The organism is Bacillus sp. J33, from assembly GCF_000518885.1.
In the GTDB taxonomy this organism is placed as follows: domain Bacteria; phylum Bacillota; class Bacilli; order Bacillales; family Cytobacillaceae; genus Cytobacillus.
In genome coordinates, this window is record NZ_JAEL01000042.1 from 18,043 (window position 1) to 35,921 (window position 17,879).

Annotated in this window: 20 protein-coding genes and 1 pseudogene; 8 read left to right on the plus strand and 13 right to left on the minus strand. The window is 40.8% G+C overall.

Going from position 1 to position 17,879, the window contains the following annotated elements; translation table 11 throughout:
• Positions 1-41: 41 nt before the first annotated feature.
• The 5 genes from L634_RS0113325 to L634_RS34660 all read right to left on the minus strand — a co-directional run bounded on the left by L634_RS0113325 (position 42) and on the right by L634_RS34660 (position 3,011).
• Positions 42-317, minus strand: a complete 276-nt coding sequence (locus L634_RS0113325; RefSeq protein ID WP_026582880.1) for a hypothetical protein — start codon at positions 315-317, stop codon at positions 42-44.
• Between the two features lie 353 nt (positions 318-670).
• On the minus strand, positions 671-1,324 hold the full coding sequence (locus L634_RS0113330) for a DsbA family oxidoreductase (protein ID WP_269521548.1): 654 nt from the start codon (positions 1,322-1,324) through the stop codon (positions 671-673).
• 487 nt (positions 1,325-1,811) lie between these two features.
• Positions 1,812-2,450 (minus strand): O-methyltransferase, encoded by a 639-nt coding sequence (locus tag L634_RS0113335; protein ID WP_026582882.1) that lies wholly within the window; start codon positions 2,448-2,450, stop codon positions 1,812-1,814.
• Positions 2,437-2,784 carry a hypothetical protein gene (locus tag L634_RS0113340; protein ID WP_026582883.1) on the minus strand — a complete coding sequence of 116 codons (348 nt, stop codon included), beginning with the start codon at positions 2,782-2,784 and terminating at the stop codon, positions 2,437-2,439. Before L634_RS0113340 ends, L634_RS0113335 begins: the two co-directional genes overlap by 14 nt.
• A gap of 95 nt (positions 2,785-2,879) precedes the next feature.
• The gene (locus L634_RS34660; protein ID WP_269521546.1) at positions 2,880-3,011 is read right to left on the minus strand and encodes a hypothetical protein; all 132 of its coding nucleotides are present in this window, start codon (positions 3,009-3,011) and stop codon (positions 2,880-2,882) included.
• Positions 3,012-3,293: 282 nt separating this feature from the next.
• On the opposite strand from L634_RS34660, the pseudogene L634_RS0113355 reads away from it, so the two are divergent.
• Positions 3,294-3,839: pseudogene (locus tag L634_RS0113355) on the plus strand (hypothetical protein); the annotation flags it as partial.
• A 15-nt stretch (positions 3,840-3,854) separates the two neighbouring features.
• Here L634_RS0113355 and L634_RS0113360 read toward each other — a convergent pair.
• Entirely contained in the window at positions 3,855-4,970 is a 1,116-nt protein-coding gene (locus L634_RS0113360) for a cysteine desulfurase family protein (protein ID WP_026582885.1), read from the minus strand.
• A gap of 288 nt (positions 4,971-5,258) precedes the next feature.
• Entirely contained in the window at positions 5,259-5,960 is a 702-nt protein-coding gene (locus tag L634_RS0113365) for a peptidase E (protein WP_026582886.1), read from the minus strand.
• Between the two features lie 568 nt (positions 5,961-6,528).
• On the opposite strand from L634_RS0113365, the gene L634_RS0113380 reads away from it, so the two are divergent.
• On the plus strand, positions 6,529-7,113 hold the full coding sequence (locus L634_RS0113380) for a hypothetical protein (protein WP_026582887.1): 585 nt from the start codon (positions 6,529-6,531) through the stop codon (positions 7,111-7,113).
• A 375-nt stretch (positions 7,114-7,488) separates the two neighbouring features.
• On the opposite strand, the gene L634_RS0113385 is transcribed toward L634_RS0113380, so the two are convergent.
• The 3 genes from L634_RS0113385 to L634_RS0113395 form a co-directional block, all read right to left on the minus strand.
• Positions 7,489-7,965 (minus strand): hypothetical protein, encoded by a 477-nt coding sequence (locus tag L634_RS0113385; protein WP_026582888.1) that lies wholly within the window; start codon positions 7,963-7,965, stop codon positions 7,489-7,491.
• A gap of 145 nt (positions 7,966-8,110) precedes the next feature.
• Positions 8,111-8,572, minus strand: a complete 462-nt coding sequence (locus L634_RS0113390) for a GNAT family N-acetyltransferase (protein WP_026582889.1) — start codon at positions 8,570-8,572, stop codon at positions 8,111-8,113.
• 116 nt (positions 8,573-8,688) lie between these two features.
• Positions 8,689-9,069 carry a VOC family protein gene (locus L634_RS0113395; protein WP_026582890.1) on the minus strand — a complete coding sequence of 127 codons (381 nt, stop codon included), beginning with the start codon at positions 9,067-9,069 and terminating at the stop codon, positions 8,689-8,691.
• Positions 9,070-9,351: 282 nt separating this feature from the next.
• On the opposite strand from L634_RS0113395, the gene L634_RS0113400 reads away from it, so the two are divergent.
• Entirely contained in the window at positions 9,352-9,639 is a 288-nt protein-coding gene (locus L634_RS0113400) for a phospholipase A2 family enzyme (RefSeq protein ID WP_026582891.1), read from the plus strand.
• Positions 9,640-10,043: 404 nt separating this feature from the next.
• On the plus strand, positions 10,044-10,916 hold the full coding sequence (locus L634_RS0113405) for an EamA family transporter (RefSeq protein ID WP_026582892.1): 873 nt from the start codon (positions 10,044-10,046) through the stop codon (positions 10,914-10,916).
• A 56-nt stretch (positions 10,917-10,972) separates the two neighbouring features.
• Here L634_RS0113405 and L634_RS0113410 read toward each other — a convergent pair whose 3' ends face one another.
• Together L634_RS0113410 and L634_RS0113415 are read right to left on the minus strand one after the other, a co-directional pair.
• Positions 10,973-11,527 (minus strand): DUF3231 family protein, encoded by a 555-nt coding sequence (locus tag L634_RS0113410; protein WP_026582893.1) that lies wholly within the window; start codon positions 11,525-11,527, stop codon positions 10,973-10,975.
• 119 nt (positions 11,528-11,646) lie between these two features.
• Complete coding sequence (locus L634_RS0113415; RefSeq protein WP_026582894.1) at positions 11,647-12,144, minus strand: hypothetical protein; 498 nt, start codon at positions 12,142-12,144, stop codon at positions 11,647-11,649.
• Positions 12,145-12,307: 163 nt separating this feature from the next.
• Here L634_RS0113415 and L634_RS34925 point away from each other — a divergent pair, with 163 nt between their 5' ends.
• Together L634_RS34925 and L634_RS0113420 are read left to right on the plus strand one after the other, a co-directional pair.
• Positions 12,308-12,352 (plus strand): erythromycin resistance leader peptide, encoded by a 45-nt coding sequence (locus tag L634_RS34925; protein ID WP_108721263.1) that lies wholly within the window; start codon positions 12,308-12,310, stop codon positions 12,350-12,352.
• Between the two features lie 723 nt (positions 12,353-13,075).
• Positions 13,076-14,551 carry an Msr family ABC-F type ribosomal protection protein gene (locus L634_RS0113420; RefSeq protein ID WP_034262673.1) on the plus strand — a complete coding sequence of 492 codons (1,476 nt, stop codon included), beginning with the start codon at positions 13,076-13,078 and terminating at the stop codon, positions 14,549-14,551.
• 279 nt (positions 14,552-14,830) lie between these two features.
• On the opposite strand, the gene L634_RS0113425 is transcribed toward L634_RS0113420, so the two are convergent.
• Positions 14,831-15,442 carry a CGNR zinc finger domain-containing protein gene (locus L634_RS0113425; protein ID WP_026582896.1) on the minus strand — a complete coding sequence of 204 codons (612 nt, stop codon included), beginning with the start codon at positions 15,440-15,442 and terminating at the stop codon, positions 14,831-14,833.
• A 119-nt stretch (positions 15,443-15,561) separates the two neighbouring features.
• On the opposite strand from L634_RS0113425, the gene L634_RS0113430 reads away from it, so the two are divergent.
• Both L634_RS0113430 and xylE read left to right on the plus strand, forming a co-directional pair.
• On the plus strand, positions 15,562-16,035 hold the full coding sequence (locus tag L634_RS0113430) for a hypothetical protein (protein WP_026582897.1): 474 nt from the start codon (positions 15,562-15,564) through the stop codon (positions 16,033-16,035).
• A gap of 379 nt (positions 16,036-16,414) precedes the next feature.
• Positions 16,415-17,830, plus strand: a complete 1,416-nt coding sequence (gene xylE / locus L634_RS0113435; protein ID WP_026582898.1) for a D-xylose transporter XylE — start codon at positions 16,415-16,417, stop codon at positions 17,828-17,830.
• Positions 17,831-17,879 lie beyond the last annotated feature (49 nt).

Here is a 17,879-nt window from a genome sequence, read left to right on the forward strand (position 1 = left end):
TTTTATTGAAGGGAAACTGCATTAGCAGTCTCCCGTTATGATCAAGTATAAGGTTCTTCCTCGTCCTTGCTTTTTTCATCATGAGTTGGATGTGCCCCTGGAAATTGCCGCGGCATATCCTGGTGAAGGTTTCTAAATTCATATGTGAAGTTACTGTAGTACTGCTGTCCCTCTCTCCAAGGCGTGCTTTTATTCTCAACTGGTTCGTCTGCACGAATCGGGGAGCCAAAAGGACCCTCTGGAAACTCTTCTGCAGTCAGGAAGTTCCGCTGTTTTTCAACATTGGAAAAATCGCTGTATTTTTCATCTTCACTCATCTATTTATGCACTCCTTTATGAGGTTTGATCTTAGTTTTTCCTTCTTCTCTAAAAATGTTTCGAACGGAGCCATTTAAAGCATAAGGTTTAAATGGGTATGAAGGGGAAAAAAGGAGGGATTGGTATGGATGGCATTAATAAAGAGTTTTAATAAGAGAAAGAAAGTATTGAGCCGTCCTAATTGGACTTTTTCAGGGAACCATTTTTTGCTGCATATTTAATTTATTTTCACTTTTCCGTGACGATTGGCGTTTATGAAACAAAACGAGACCAAATCATAGTGATTTGGTCTGCAAAAAGGTCATTTCCCCGTTTTTTAAAAATTAGCGGTAGTAAGCTTAACTCTGCTCCATTACTTTTTCGGAATCTCACAGCCGTCTTCATCACAGATGACACCATCATCATTGTTTAGAACCTTTATTTCATCCTCTGCGATGACTTTCTCCAAGGCTTTGACAAACATTTCAGTTGGCTGAGCACCGTTAAGAGCGTACTTTTTATTGATAAGGAAAAACGGAACACCTGTAATACGGTATTGCTGGGCTGTTTGCTCATCCGCACGTACTGCATCCGCCATTTCATTGCTTGCAAGCATTTTTTCTACAGCTTCACGGTCCAGTCCAACTTCCACAGCCATCTCCGTTAAAGCTGCATGATCGCCAATATGCTTGGACTCCGTAAAATAAGCGCGCAGCAGCCGCTCAGTCATCTCTTTCATTAAACCCTTGGACTTTGCAAACATGGCTAAACGGTGCGCGTCAAACGTATTAGTCAAAACGACTGTATCCATATTAAATTCCAGCCCGGCATTTTTAGCCATTTGGACCACGTTGCGAGTATTGGCTTTTGCCTGTTCAATACTCATCCCATATTTTTTGGCCAGTTTTTCATACATATTATCTTTTATATCCCGTTCCGCTGCTGGGTCCAGCTCGAAGCATCGATAAGTGACTTCAATTGGATGATCAATCTGTTTAATGGCATCCTCCAGATGCCTTTTGCCAATATAGCAAAACGGTCAAGCGAAGTCAGTCCACATTTCTATATGCATATTCTGATTCCTCCAATACAATTTATTCTCCTTTAGTATAGTAGGTAAGTTTGCATTTTACACGAAAATAGGCTCGATGCCACAGTGGACTGGATGAATGAAAAAAGTGCTTTGCTCTGGTTAAGCAAAGCACCCGGTATTCTTAGGTTAGACAATTGAAGGTATACCAAATATCTTGTGCATGCTGGGAGTTAACAACCTTTTTGGGCACCTGAGTGTCATTTTCGTCGTTTTTCAATCGGATTATCTACCTCTTTGGTACTCGCCTGTCATTTTGGGCGTTAACCCATCCGATTAACTACTCTTTCTTTAATTCTACAGTCGATTTGGTCGTTATTCACTCGGATTAACTACCTTTTCTGGTACTCATCGGTCATTTTCGTCGATATTCACCAGGATTAACTACCTTTTTTGCGGCCCTGATTTATTTTCGTCGTTAATCTTACTTTTTCACTTTAGAAATAGTCAATCCATCACCAAGCGGGACAAGCAGCGACTCTAACTGAGGATGGTTTGCTACTGCTTCATTGAATTTCTTCATATATTCTGTATAACGCTTTGGTTCGATGCTGGGGTCTGCAACACTGCCGCGCGCAAGAACATTATCAATAACAATTAAAGCGCCAGGTTCCGCAAGTTTAATGCAATAATCCAGGTAATTTCCGTAATTTTCTTTGTCTGCATCGATAAAGAAGAAATCAAACTGCTGATTTTCGCGAACAAGTTCTTCGAGGCTTCGCAGCGCTTCTCCAGTCCTATATGTAACTTGACCGCCAAACCCTGCTTTTGACAGATTGGAGTGTGCCAGTTTTGCGTAATTCTCCTTTAGTTCCAGGGAAGTCAACTTTCCTTCACTTCCGAACCCTCTCGCCAGGCAAATCCCGCTGTAGCCGCCAAGGGCTCCTATTTCCAAAATGTTTTTGGCGCCTGATATGGAAACCAGCATCGTGAGCAATTTTCCAGATGAAGGAGATACCGATATAGAGGGCATTCCATTTTCTTGTATAGACGAAATAACTTCCTCAAGAAGTTCATCCTTGGTATTAAATACAGAATCAATATAATGATTAATTTGTTTCATCATGGTCAGTTCCCTTCTCCCTTTGATCTAACTCTTTGTCTTCTGTTTCTTTCATGACCAACATTTCACTCTCGTGCAGCTCGAATAGCCGCACAAATTCATTGATGACTAAATCAATGGCTTTTAATTCTCCCAGCAAAATCTGATGGATGGACTGGAACTCTGGTTCTTCCAATTGCTGTTTGATCGTAGAGCGTTTTAAGTGCATCATTTCAAGGAAAGCGATGGCCCTCCCTCTTCGGAAGGTTTTTGGACCACGATGTTTGTGGCGACGGTCTCTTCCTTTGTGTCGGTCATTTTCCTCTTTCCTATCACCTGACTTATCATTGCTCATTTTAAAGCTCCTTTCATATGTATACATTTGTATACATCTCTTTATGGTTTTAGTGTATACAAATGTATACAATGGGTCAATTAAATTGATGTTTCTTACTTCAGAAAAATTTTATTATTTACTTCCCGGCTGGATGGATGGTTCCGGTTTATTACCGCCGGTGCAATATCCATTGTATGGCATTTATCTGGCTTATGAAGGACCTTTCTTCGATACTTTTTCTCCATGTTGGCCTTCATTCCCCTTATGAAGGACTTTTCTTCAAGGCTTTTTTTCCATTTTGGCCTTCATCTCGCTTATGAAGGACTTTTCTCGGATACTATTTCTCCATTTTGGCCTTCAGCCCCCTTATGAAGGACTTTTCTCGGATGCTTTTTCTCCTTTTTGGCCTTCAGCCCTCTTCCAATTCTGCGGAAATCCCCCCACCAGATAAAAGCAAGAAGCAAATGCGATCCTTCCTCCCCAACAATAATGGCCAGTAATTTGGGCAACCTAATAAAGGAGGTGCTCATATGATCGTTTATCACGGCTCGGTAAAAAAATTTGATCACTTTGATAGAGAAATGGTTGTTCAAAAGCTGCCGAATGGTATTGATACTGTAGGCATTTGGTTTACTTTTGAGATCCATTCTGCAAAACCTTTTGCCTTCGGAACAGAGACTGTAATTGAAAAATCGCAAACAGAATTTTGGGAGGACGGGGAACCAAAAGTTGTGCAATATGACAAGCCCGTACGAGGTTATGTCTATAAGGTTTATATGGACGAACCAAATTTAAAGGAGTTTGGTTCCTTTGATTTATTTATGGAGGCACGCGACAAGTATTGTGATTATGCAGGGACAAAAAAAAGAGGCCTTACCTGGAAAGATAAGGCCATCCTTTTAAATAAAGAGGAAGCAAATGAAGCATTCCGTCAAAATCTTTTAAATCAGGGCTATGATGGGTTTGTCATCCGCAGCATGGATCTGAATGCTGACGTGTCAGATTTCGTTTGCATTTTTTCGGAAGAAATTCTGCAAATGGCGGATGTGATGCCCGTTGATTCAATCGACTAGCAATTGTATGACGAGTCAAACTTGTTCTTTCAGCCAAACCAAAACCTGATCAATCTCTTCTCTGGTTGTGTATCGCCCCAGACTGAATCGGATCGCGCCCATCCCGATATGTTCAGGAACACCCATTTCCTTTAGTACAGGGGACAGCTCTACCTTGCCTGAATGGCAGGCCGAGCCAGTAGAAGCAGCAAGATTAGGAATTGAATGTAAAAGGTCCTGGCCTACTCGATTTATAAAGCTTACATTTAAGGTATTTGGCAGCCGCCTTTTTTCATGCCCATTCAGGATGACATCCTCTCCGAATGCCTCCTTTAATTTCGTCCAAAAGTAATTCGTTAAATCTGCAAGTGTACTGTCGTATACAGATTCCTGAGCCAATTCGCAGGCTTTTCCCAATCCAGCCGCTAACAGCGAATTCTCTGTACCTGCACGCAAACCAAATTCGTGGCCAGCTCCATGGATGAGTGGCTCAACTTCAATTCCTTTTCGAAGATATAAGGCACCAATTCCTTTTGGCGCATATAGTTTGTGCCCGGCAATTGTAAGCATGTCTGCATTCAGCTTATCAACCTCAACCGGCACCTTGCCCAAGGATTGGGAAGCATCCGTATGAAAAGCGATACGGTGTTTTTTAGCAATCTTCCCTATTTCATCAATCGGCTGGATCGTTCCCACTTCATTATTTGAATGCATAATTGTGATTAGAATTGTATCTTCCCGAATGGCATTTTCAATATCTTTAGGGGACACCATTCCATACTCATCTACATCTACCATGGTGATGTCAGCACCCAGTCGCTCAAGAAATTTTAAAGGCTCCATTATGGCCGGATGCTCAATCCTGGAAGTGATAATGTGGGTTCCTTTTGGCTGGTTTTTAAAATAATACCCCTTTAATGCCAGGTTATTAGCTTCACTGCCGCCGCTAGTAAAAATAACTTCCTCTGGTGAACATGACAAAAGATTGGCAACCTGCTTTCTTGCAGCGGCCAGTTTCTCTTTTACAGGCTGGCCAGCCCAATGCAAGGCGGAAGGATTTCCATAAAAATCTGTTAAAAATGGTTTCATGGCATCTGCAACTTCAGCAGCCAATGGTGTACTTGCATTGTAATCCAGATAGACTTTATTCATCTCACTTTCCCCCTTCTTCCTAAATCATATCAAAGGAACAAGCTGCGGGAAATGAACTGAATTTAAACCCAATCGGTAAAATTGGGCCGCAACCCATCTTAACTTAACAATATTTTTACAACAAACCAATAAATACTCAATAAAATAACGGTAAGATCATGGTATATCAGATATAAATAAAAGGAGCTGTTCAAATGCTTGAAAAGCTGACAAGATTAGTTATGTTAACGATCTTTTGGACACTTTTCCCTTAACTCCTTTATAATCTGCAGCTCTATGCTGTTGGACTCAATTTGATCCCAAGTATTCTGTTTCAAGTTCTATTTCTTTCACTTCTTTATCATAAAAGACTTTATATGCTTTAGCACCAGGCCTTGAGCTGACAATTTTACTTACTTCCTGATCAATGTAATGAATCGCCACTCCGTCATCAGCAGCAATTCCTGGTTTTATCTTGTTAGAGGCCAATAAGCTATGATAGGAAGGTCTGCGATTTTTTTCCCCATCGTAATGGGGGCAATTACTCCCCTTTAGGAATCCCAAGCATTTTAATGAATCCAGGTTGTCATCCCCATATGAATCAGTTACCCCTTCTTCGAACCAGCATAAAGAGCCAGCACTGATACCAGCTAATACGATTCCCTGATCCCAGGCCTTTCTTAAAATAACATCCAGCCCCCATTCTTTCCACAAAGCGATTAAGTTCTTGGTATTTCCACCACCAACATAAATAATGTCTTTCTCTAATACAAAGCTTTCTAAATCTCTCGCAGGGGGTCTAAATAGGGACAAGTGTGAAGGACGGCAAAGCTGCTTTTCAAAAAAATCGTAAAATCTGGCGATGTATACATCTGAATCGGCACTTGCAGTCGGGATAAAACATAGTTTTGGATTCGCTTTACCAGCCTGATTTAGAATGTATTGATCCAATAAAGGATTTTCAGGCTCCATTGAGAACCCTCCGCCACCCAGGGCAATGATTTGTTTCATTCGTCTGCATCCTTTCATATATAGATTTAATCGTCTTTTCCTTCGGCTGTTTACCTAAAGATTGTTGCTTTTCGGGCGGCTAATTAAGTTAAGCCAACTGAGCTGATTGCAGCGGAGGGCACTTGACTCCTCAAAAATGCGTTAGCATTTTCGCAGGATTAGCACCTTCAGCTCAATCAACAGGGTGCTAAAATCAACAATAAGCTTTAACAGCGCCTTTCTCTTAAACAGCATAAAGACTATAAATTTGGAAGGGATCATACATAAATTTTCCTCATTTAGGAAATTGATAATGTAAGCAGTCTGCTTTCTATGGTGCGGCTGTCTTCTTGCTGAAGGTCCATCCACCAGAGCAATTTTAAATGGATAGTCTCATGTCGGGGGCATTATAGATGGCAGAAAATGCTGCTCTGATTATAACTTTATTTATTAAATTCACATTTATAATCCAAAAATATATGATTTTATCATTATTTTCCCCTTTAGGGATAACAGCATTACGACGCTTTGGACTAATGCATATGATTAATACAGCTATTCCATTTTCTGAAAGAAGGTACATATAGCGATGGATGCAAACCGTATTAAAGAATTCGATCAAATTGTAAAAACGGGAAAAGAGGTGCAAAAAGCTTTAAATGAGTATTGGATGGAGTATGCACTTTACACTTCCTTTGAATACTGGCTGTTGGTTGCGCTTTTAGTCGTTCCTCTCATTATTCTGTTTTTCAAAATTGATAAAAGCAAAATCTTTTTTATGGGATTTTATGGTTACAGCATTCACATGTTGTTTAGTCATATTGATTCGTTTGCAAAGCATTCTGGGTTTCTAAACTATCCATTTCCTTTAGTTCCTATGCTGCCTGGAATAGCGCTTGATTCCAGCTTCATTCCAGTTACGTTTATGCTTGTATATCAGTGGACAATCAATCACAAAAAAAATTACTATCTTTATATGGGACTGGCTTCAGCGGTTTTAGCGTTTGTTTTTAAGCCCTTTCTTGCAGCTGTCGGCCTTTTTAGGCTTTATGGAAACACAAATTTTTTTCATATCTTTGTCGTTTATCTCATCATAATCCTTGCAGCAAAGCTCATTACAAATGTTTTTTTATGGACAGAAAGGAAATTTAAACACACAAACGACTCTGGCTAAAATAACGCCGAATATTTGCTTCAGGCTGCCATCAAGAAACAATGCTTCGCTTTGCAGTTTGATATCAGATTGAATACAGATCTCAAAAGCGGAGATGGCAAGATCGGCATCACGTTTTAATTCTCCCTTAATAATCTTATACCTTCATTATGGAATTCTGTTAGTTCTAAAAGAAGAATTTCGAAAAAAGCTATCAAAATTCAATGCGCTGCAGCGCAGCTTTGCAAGAACCCGGAAGTATCTTAATGTCGACCGGATTACCCTATAATAGCCTATAAATTGGGCGCGCTCCCAATAGCAGTGTCTTCTTTAAGAGCTGCCTTTTTTCCTAAAGTTCCTTTCATGCTAGTTCTATAAGAAATGATAAGGCCCTTCTCAAATTGAGAGGGCCTTATTTTTAAATTCTTCGAAAATGTATTGAAGCCCATATAGTATAGGCGCCTTAAAAAAAATATAAATGAAAAATTGCCAATTATTCATTCGTTTTAAAGATACAACTTTTAATTTTTTTAATAAAGCTGGAATGAAAAATGTAAAGATAAAATCAATAACTGCATTAAGCAATAAGAATTGCGGGAATTTTCCGTAAGTCCATTTCAATATCCACATAGAGCCAATTAAATGTGGACCAATATTAAAAGGGAATTCTCCTGTTAAATAGGATTTAGGTTTATTGTAAAAAACCCACCATTTACGCTTTTTTCCAAATTGAACGTGAATCCCTTCTAAAAGAACGATAAGGATTGAAGCTGGAAAAAACCTCTTTATGCTGTTGACCCCTAAAAGAGGCACTGTCAGCCAAGCTAGTAAAACCATGATAACGTTAAGTAAATATTGTTGTTTCAATGGCATATTAGTCCTCCTTTATCCTCCTTCTTAAAATGTCCAATTCTTTTATTAACTATAATTTTTTGTCTAAAGTAATTAACCCCTGCTTAGAAGCAGAGACGTTAAATTGGCTTTTACTATTAATAGAACACATATAACACAAGAGCGTTTAAAAAATCAGCTCCATTTCTGAATCCTTAACGGTAAAGCCCATTTTCTTATACAGGTGATAGCCATCTTTAGACGTATGCAGCCATATGCGCCCCACGCCCAATCGCTTGCAATCGGCCATACACTCTTCTAATAGTGAACGTGCAAAACCAAACCTTCTATATTCCGGTCTGGTGTACATATTCATGATATATGGCTCTAATCCACTTAAATTTTCACCATGAGGAGGCCTTTCGAAAAATACCAAACCGCTTATCGCAACGACATCCCCCTTTACTTCACCTAGCCATGCAGAAAACCTTCCGGAAGTAAGCTTTTCCTTAAAGTAATCTCTATTTGCCTGAAATACATCGGACCAATTATTTTCATTTACATCACCTACAGCGGTTAAAAGCTCCATCCTTAATTCAATCATCGCATCAAGATCAGTAAGCACGGCTTTCCGGATCGTACAATCCATTGGTTAACCTCCCTAAATTATTTGATTTCTATCTTGCTTAATGGATACCGCCTTTATTCACAAAAAATAGCCGCCTAAATCGGCAGCTAGACCTTATTCCTGGCACTTTTTTATTTTCACTTTCTCTCCATCACCGCAAAATAATTTTCTTCATAATCTGCAAAGTTAAACACTCTGCCGGAAGGCATTTCTACTATTTCACCGACTGTGATTTCCTTGCCTGTTAAGTCTTTATGTAGCTCATCGAGGTTGTCAGTGAAGAACATTAATGAAGGAGTTCCAAGGTTTAGTTCAGGTGACATTTTCGCAACCCATTCCTTATTGTGCAGGATGATGCTTGTTTCCGCATCCTTTGATGGGGCGATTTCGATCCATCTCATTCCCTCGCCGTTATTTTCTTCAGCGATTACAGTAAAGCCTGCAATTTCCGTCCAAAATTTCACTGCCTCGTCCTGGTTATTTACGTACACCATAATTTGACCGACCTTGCTAAACATTCCCTTCACACCCTTTTCTTTGGATAATCTAACCTCTACTATTTTAAACAATTTAGAAAATTTAATCAATTAAAACGATGTAAAAGAAAGAGCTTTGCCTTTTCTAGTAATAATATGGAATCAGGCAGTATAAAAGGCTATAGGTCAGAATTCATGTTCACTAGATCCCCCTAACCAAAGAGATCTTCCCATACCTATTTCTGCGAGAGTATTATAAGTAACCACACCTCTCTAAGAGATCTCTCATATCATAACGAAAACGGATTAAAAGAGGGAATCATCATGACTAGAAAGAAGCAGTCTCATTGTCTTTTTCCTGGCTACAGGTGGTGCGGTCCTGGCTGCAGCGGACCTGGTGCACCTATTAATGCTGTCGATGCCTGCTGCCGTGCACACGACAAGTGCTTGTCCAGCGGAAGATCAAGATGCAGATGTGACCAGGAATTTCTCAGTTGCCTGCGGCCAAAAACAAACTTGTATGATCAAGAAGGGATTATTGCAGCAATCATTTATATCTATATGAAAATCCAGGCTGATTTTACTTGCAGTCCGTATAGAAGAAATTACTAAAGCATTTGCCGTGATAACTTTTTCCAAAGTCCACGGCTGGCAGTCATTGACTGCCTTTTTTATTTAGGCTGTGTTAAAGCTTTTTGTTGACTTCAGCACCCTGTTGATTGGAGCGGAAGGTACTAATCCCGCGAAAATGCTATCGCATTTTCTTACGACGCGGTGTTCATTCGAGGAAGCTTATTCAATATCCTGCGGGAGAAGCGTGTCAGCGGGAGACCCCGCAGGTGCGAAGCACCGAGGAGCGTCGGACCGCCCGCTGTTCGCTTGAGTGCCTCGTGCTGAAATCAACAGGCAAATTTAACAGAGCTTTTATTTATATACATATACCAGCTTCCTGTCTTATACTAAATGGGAATAAAGGGAAAACTTTTACAAACGAATGTGGAATGGAGAACAACTAAATGAGTATTATATTAGCACTTCTGGCAGCATTATTTGCTTCCTTTACCGCCATCCTCGCAAAAATCGGGATAGAGAAAGTGGATTCCAATCTGGCTACTGCTGTCAGAACTGTAGTCGTTGTCATCATGGCCTACTTAATGGTGGCCATAACAGGGCAAACGGACAGCATTTTCAACATATCGATGAAATCATATATTTTTCTTATTCTATCAGGTTTAACGACCGGCATGTCGTGGCTCTGCTTTTTTAAAGCCATCCAGATTGGCGATGTATCGAAAGTGGTCCCAATTGATAAAGCAAGTGTCGTGTTAACCATCCTGCTATCCTTCATTATTCTCGGAGAACCAGCAACAGCTTTCGTCGTTTCCGGGGGCATCATCATTTCTATTGGAACGTTTGTGTTAATCGGAAAAGAGAAGAAGAACGATCGAAAGAAGAAAAAAGGGTTTAACACGAAGTCATATATTTTTCTGGCCGTTCTATCCGCCGTGTTTGCAGCATTGACGAATATTCTGGCCAAAATCGGAATTGAAGATGTGGATTCCAATGTGGCTACCTTTATTCGAACAGTGGTCATCATCCTTTTTGCCTGGGGGATTGTTTTCTTTCAGGGAACGTTTAAAGAACTTAAGAACATCTCCAAAAGGTCTTACCTATTTCTCATATTGTCCGGTGCGGCAACCGGATTGTCATGGTTGTGCTACTTTGCAGCACTGGCACTCGGCAAGGTCAGCATCGTCAACCCAATCGATAAATTCAGTGTGGTATTAACCATGGTGTTAAGCTTTATTATTTTAAAAGAAAAGCCGACTAAGAACACGATTGCAGGGGCGATTTTGATTACGATTGGAACAGCATTGCTTATTATCTAGATTTTAAAAATCTGAAAGGGAATAGAAAACCAACTCAAAACATTTGAGCTGGTTTTCTATTTGCCCGGAAATCCAGGAGGATTATAATACGGCGGAACCTTAAGCCAACCCCGTTTTTGCATCAGTGTTTTTAAAGTTGCTCCAAACACAGTCCACTCAAGAAAGAATTCAATCCACATTTTGCCAATGTCATTACGGACTGCATTAGCTTGCCCAGCTGCACAGACTTGTGAGCATGTTACTAGCTTAAATGCAACTCCATTGGTAATTTCATCATCGGTTAGCTTTACCCCCAAAGGAACTCCGTTTGGATCAGATTTCGGTTTTGAGGATGTTACATCTGGTAAAGGAATCCCTTCATCTTTCATAAACGTACTAACCCTTTTAACATGTGATTCACATAGTTTTACTACATCGGTTAGCATTTCTTTTACTTCATCATCTGATGTTGTGTTGAGTCCGATTTCCTCGTATCGAATGAATTCCTCAACCATAGTCAGATACTTCCAACAGTCTGCAACTTCAAAAACATGCAAAGGAGATTTAGGCTCGTTGGTCGCATCAGCTGATATTTTGAGCATGTTAAATACGGCTTCAAATAGATTAGGCATTTCATTCCTCCTTTTTTTTAGAGTTCCTTCCGATCAAGATAAAAATGTATAACCGCATCGAATTTCCTATTTTTTATCAGGTCAATTGAACGATTAACTTCATAGGAATTTCACAGCCTTTACTTTAAACACCCCTTCAATGTATTTTGTAAAATAATGGGTCCCAGCTGATTGTTCTCGGTATTGGATACCCTCATTTCCACACGGGTATCCGCAGTGAGTTCTGCGGAAATTTCGTCAAATTTGCCGACCCATGGTGACCCGCCAAACCAGCTTGGATTTTCTTCCTCCACCATAACCATTTTAAATCGCCAGCTGATTACACCGGGTATTTGGGCAAATCCCTCATATTGGTCATAATCCCCAAATGCAGAAGGCGGCGGCATCCAATCCGCATAGATTCCCACACTTGTCCGTTCTCTAACAGGACTGGACGGGTCATTCGTATATGGCTTCTTAACCTTTGTAATGAGAGCTGTTCCCTGGATATTGGGAATGTCTTTTACAGGCTCCAGCACTATGCTGCATGGGTAAGCAAGAGATTGGGCATGTGCTGTACCCGTTTGAGATACAACCAGGATCATGAATACGGTTAACGTTTTTAACACTTTAATCATGTGATTCCCCCATTTTAAATTGAGTTTAATCATACCTTCTCCATAAAATAAAACGGCTATGCCCTCCTGGGTAGACTCTTTAAAAGGAAGCAGCTTTGACATTTTTTAAAAGAGAACCTATAATAATCCTTGTATCTTACATTTTAAGGAGGATTATTAAAAAATGACGCATGCTATGAGACTTCGATTCCCAGCTTTGAACCAGTAATTTAATACGTTCAAAGGCTCTGTTTGTATATGCAGAGTAAACGGGATCAGTCTGTCCTTTTTTAATAATCTTCATTTCATAATGAAATAACCCGCACCTTGTGCAAATCAGGAAAATGACGGTGTTATTTCTGCTATAGCCAAAACGCATTTTGGCTATAGACATGATGCAATGATGGAAAGGCAGGTTTTTCTGCCTTTCTTTTTTTATGTTTGGCTGTGTTAAAGCTGATTGTTGATTCTTAGCACCCTGTTGATTGGAGCGGAAGGTGCGAGACTCCTGCGGGAGGAGCGTGTCAAAGGGAGACCCCACAGGCACGAATGTGCCGAGGAGGCTCCCGGACCGCCCGCGGAAAGCGAGCTCCTGGAGCGGAAATCAACAGGCAAGTTTAACAGAGCCTTATGTTTAAATGGCCTTTTCTTTTGTCCTGCAAAAGGAAGGTTTATTTACTGACGGCTCCTAGCAGCCCCTAACCGAATAAGGATGGGTCTTCTTCCCTTTACTCTGAAATCACAGGCAGATGCCTGTGATTTTTTTCTTTGAAAGGAAGATTAAACATGGCCAACCAAAAAGATAATTTAAAGCGAACGGGAACATTCAGTTCCGATGTCTCCCCTTGCCTGGAATGCCGATCAAGCAGCGATTGATCCGTTTATTCGTTAAGGGACCAGTGAAATTACAATCGTGCAGATATTGAATAAATAAGAAACGAGGTTATTAATAATGGAAAAAGTATGTCTTGAATTAGAAAATATAGAAGTCTCCTATTTAGATAGATTAGTATTGAAGATCCCGCGGCTGGCCGTGCATCAGTTTGACCGGATTGGCATTGCCGGAAAGAACGGATCCGGAAAGAGTACCCTTCTTAAGCTGATGTCCGGCCAAATAAAACCAGTGAAAGGCTATGTCAAAAACGATGCTGATTTTGCCTATTTTGATCAGCTGGCTGCACCGGCGGAAAGTGATGCAGATTACAAGTTAGCAGGCAAACTATCCATCCCGCATTCCGGAGTGGAACATCTTAGCGGCGGAGAACAGACAAGACTGAAGCTGGCGCAGATTTTTTCAAGCTATCATCAAGGCCTATTGTTTGATGAGCCTACCTCCCATCTTGACGAGGATGGTACACAATTTTTCATTGAAGAATTAACTTATTATTATGGTGCCCTTGTACTGGTCAGCCATGACCGTTATGTATTGGATCAGCTGGTCACGAAAATTTGGGAAATCGAAGATGGGTGCGTGACAGAATACAGCGGAAATTATTCGGATTACACGGCACAAAAAGAGCTGCAGCGCAAACAGCAGCAAGAACAGCATGAAAAATATATAAAAGAAAAGAACCGTCTGCTAAAAGCTGCAGAAGAAAAAATGAAAAAGGCTGAAAAAATCACACAGGCCAATGGACATATATCAAAAAAAGAAACGAAGGCAAAAGCTAATAAAATGTTTATGACAAAATCAAAAGATACCAGCCAAAAAGCGGTCCAGCGCGCAGCAAAAGCAATCGAACAGCGAGTACAGAAGCTGGAGAGCGTTGAGGCGCCAAAGGAAGAACAGACCCTGCGTTTTCCTCAGCACCCCGCTTTGGAAATGCACAATAAATACCCCATTATGGCTGACCGGATTACACTAAAAGCCGGAGATCGAACACTTCTTAAGGAAGCAAGCTTTCAGTTTCCCCTTGGCAAAACCATTGCCATAACAGGAAAAAACGGCTCAGGAAAAACAACCTTATTGCACCATATTTTAAATCGCGGAGAAGGCATCATCCTTTCTCCTAAAGCGGTAATGGGTGCCTATGAACAAATGGATTATCAATTTGAGAAAAGTGAGACGGTAATGGAATATATGAGGGAGAAAAGCGACTATGATGAAAGAAAAATTCGTTCTGCCCTTCATTCCATGAATTTCACAGGCAATGATCTGAAAAAGGATGTCTGCAGCCTAAGCGGCGGAGAAGCCATTCGCCTCCTTCTGTGCCAGCTTTTCCTTGGAAGATATAATGTCCTTGTTTTAGATGAACCGACGAATTTTTTGGACGTTTTTTGCATCGAAGCACTAGAGCGATTTTTAAAAGCGTATGAAGGAACGGTCCTGCTCGTATCACATGATAAAGTGTTTGTAGAACGTGTGGCAGATTGTGTGTATGCTGTTGAGCAGGAGCAGCTGACTTTGAAGAAAACCAGACAGCAATAGCCTAAATAGTTCGCTGCCAATGTGCAGAGCTAGAAACTTGAATTTAAAAGAGGGAGCCTTCCTTGCTTCCTCTTTTACTTTCCAATTCCTCCTTATCTAGATACCCCTCATACGATTTCCCAGCGTTCTTCGTATTAGCCAATACGTTGTTTTAATAAGTCCTATTCCGTTTCTTTTAATCCTTCAGTTTCAATGTTTCTTGCGTTTGTTCTCCTTTTTTGCATAAGGCTGTTTTCTAAAAGATTGTTGCTTATATAGAGGGGAAGTGACCGAGTATGGTCACTTTTCTTTTTGGTAAAATCGTCGTGCTTTGGCACGGTTGCCGCAATCGGCCATTGAACACCAGCGGCGGCTCCGGTTCCGGCTCGCATCGAAGAATAACCATCCACATGGGTCCCCCTCGCATTGTTTGACTCGTCCCAGGTCCTTTTTGGAAACGAGCAAATCTACAGCAGATTGCAAAATCGGAGGGAGCATAGTGTCCAAGTTTTTCTCGGTATGCTTGAACTTCAAAGTGTAATGATCCTTTTCATGGATTACTTGCAAAGTTTGATAGAAGTGGCTCACAGATTCATTGAAACGTTCAAGGTCTGCCGGGTGGGGCGATGTTCCCTTTGAAATGGACTTGAAGATTCGATACATGACTTCCCGCATTTCGATTGCCTGCTTCAGAACATCTCCCGCTTCAGACGGTTTCTCCTCCGCTTTTATAAGAAGAGCTTTTGCTTGTTGTCCGGTCAAGACTTCAGCATGGATGCACCAGTCGACCAATTTAGCGTAACTCGTAAACCAATCCCGCCTTTTCTCAGCACTTTCCCTCCAACTGACGGTATTGATGAAATCCATACATAAACGTTCTCCGACCATCATATAAGGGTTCGTTTCCGACATGATCAAAACTCCTTTACTATAACCATCATAATACATATTGACAGTTAGAAACAACCCGGTTAAACTATAACCATCTAAAGCATTTTTGATGGTTAAAAACAAATACAGGAGGTACTGAGATGGACAATCCGATGTTGGCAGCTGTTAGAACATTGTTGAAGGAAACATTTGATGGACCTGAAGAAAACGCAAGCTGGTACACAGAAGCGAAGCCTGGTAGTGGTTTATTCGGAACGCTTGAAAAATTATCGGCAGAAGATGCTTCGATACCTGTCAATGGTACGACAATCGCCGCACAAACGGATCATACCCGCTATTACTTATGGGTTGCGAATTCCTGCTTAAATGGAGAAGAACCCAGGAAGGACTGGGAAGCATCATGGAAAATCACAAACGTTGATAAAATCACATGGGCAAAATTTAATGACGAACTTCAACAAGAATACACGACACTACTTAAAAAGATTGATTCACTTGACTCCTTAGATGAACAGACATCGAATGGTCTGTTGGGAGCGATTGCTCACTCCGCCTACCATCTCGGTTCGATACGACAGATGATCAAAGCGATCAAAGTCCCTAGCCAAACATAAGCATTAAAAAAGCTCCAAGGAATGATTCCTTGGAGCTTTCAGCTTGCAGAGAAACCCCTTGTTTTGCAAAAAGCAACAGTCAATACGAAAACAGCCTTGCATAAAAAGACAAGCCGTTCGAGTCCATAGAGGATTATTTGAATTAACGCCGGAAAGCCTTTTTACTTTGTTTATCCAATAGACAAACTATTTTTTCTTTGATATAATGATGCTGTTCTTAAATAAAATATGATTTTGATAACACATTAAATAGCAAAGGGGGAAAAGGCAATTCGCTTCATTATGCTTTCAATTGAAAACGCTTTTATATTTTTTGTTTGAAAATGAAAGCGTTGTCGTGAACTTTTATTGAAACATAGTGATCTGCCTTCAACACATGATGAAACAGAAAAAAAGTTCGCTTTACATTTTTTCTATTACGTTAGTTGCGACACTCGGAGGACTGCTTTTTGGTTATGATACTGCCGTCATTTCCGGGGCCGAAAAATCGGTACAATATTACCTGATTGATGGCCTGGGCTTGAGCTCTTTTGTACATGGGATGACGATTTCCAGTGCATTGATCGGCTGCATTATTGGAGGGTTAATTTCCGGTTATTTCTCTTCTGCATTTGGCCGTAAAAAGTCACTTATTATCGCTTCTATCCTATTCTTATTATCTGCGTTAGGCTCAGCTTACCCGGAGTTTCTCTTTTTTCAATCAGGAGAGCCGACGATGGGATTATTGCTTGCCTTCAACTTCTACCGTATCATTGGCGGAATCGGGGTTGGCTTGGCATCCGCGATTGTTCCGATGTATATAGGGGAAATCGCTCCGGCAGGAATTCGCGGCCGTTTGGTTTCATTTAATCAGTTTGCCATTATCTTCGGGATGCTGGTTGTTTATTTTGTTAACTACTTCATTGCAAAAGGGCAGTCACAGGAGTGGATCAATGAAATTGGCTGGAGGTATATGTTTGCTTCGGAAGCAATTCCGGCTTTATTATTCGGTGTTTTATTATTCTTTGTGCCTGAAACACCTCGCTACTTATCGCTAAAGAAAAAAGATGACAGTGCATTAGCGATTCTGACAAAGATCAATGGATCCGCAGCCGCGAAATCGATTTTAAGTGAGATCAAACAATCGGTAAATGTTTCTTCTGAAAAACTATCCACCTTTGCTTACGGAAAAAAGGTTATTATCATCGGAATCATGCTTTCAGTATTTCAGCAATTTGTCGGTATCAACGTGGCTCTTTATTATGCACCGAGGATTTTTGAAAGCATGGGTGCGGCAAAGGACGCTTCGATGCTGCAGACGATTGTTATGGGATTGGTCAATGTCATCTTTACAGTAGTTGCCATTATGACAGTCGACAGATGGGGCCGTAAACCATTATTGATCGTTGGATCCATCGGTATGGCGATTGGGATGTTTGGTGTTGCTGGATTGGCCTTTGCAAATATCATTGGAATCAGCACCCTCCTGTTTATCATTGTATATACCGCTTCCTTTATGATGTCTTGGGGCCCGATTTGCTGGGTATTGATTTCTGAAATCTTCCCGAACAGAATTCGCGGCCAGGCAGTCGCTATTGCGGTCGCAGCGCAATGGGCAGCGAACTATTTAGTTTCATCCACTTATCCAATGATGATGGAATTCAGCGGCGGAATGACATATGGAATTTATGGGGTAATGAGTGTCCTTTCCGCTCTGTTTGTTTGGAAATACGTCCCTGAAACGAAAGGGAAATCCCTTGAACAAATGGATACTCTTTGGAGAGCAGATTCTAAAAAAAAATCTAAAGTAAGCTAATGATTATGTAAAAGGCATCTGTTGAAAGACAGGTGCCTCTTTTACGGGT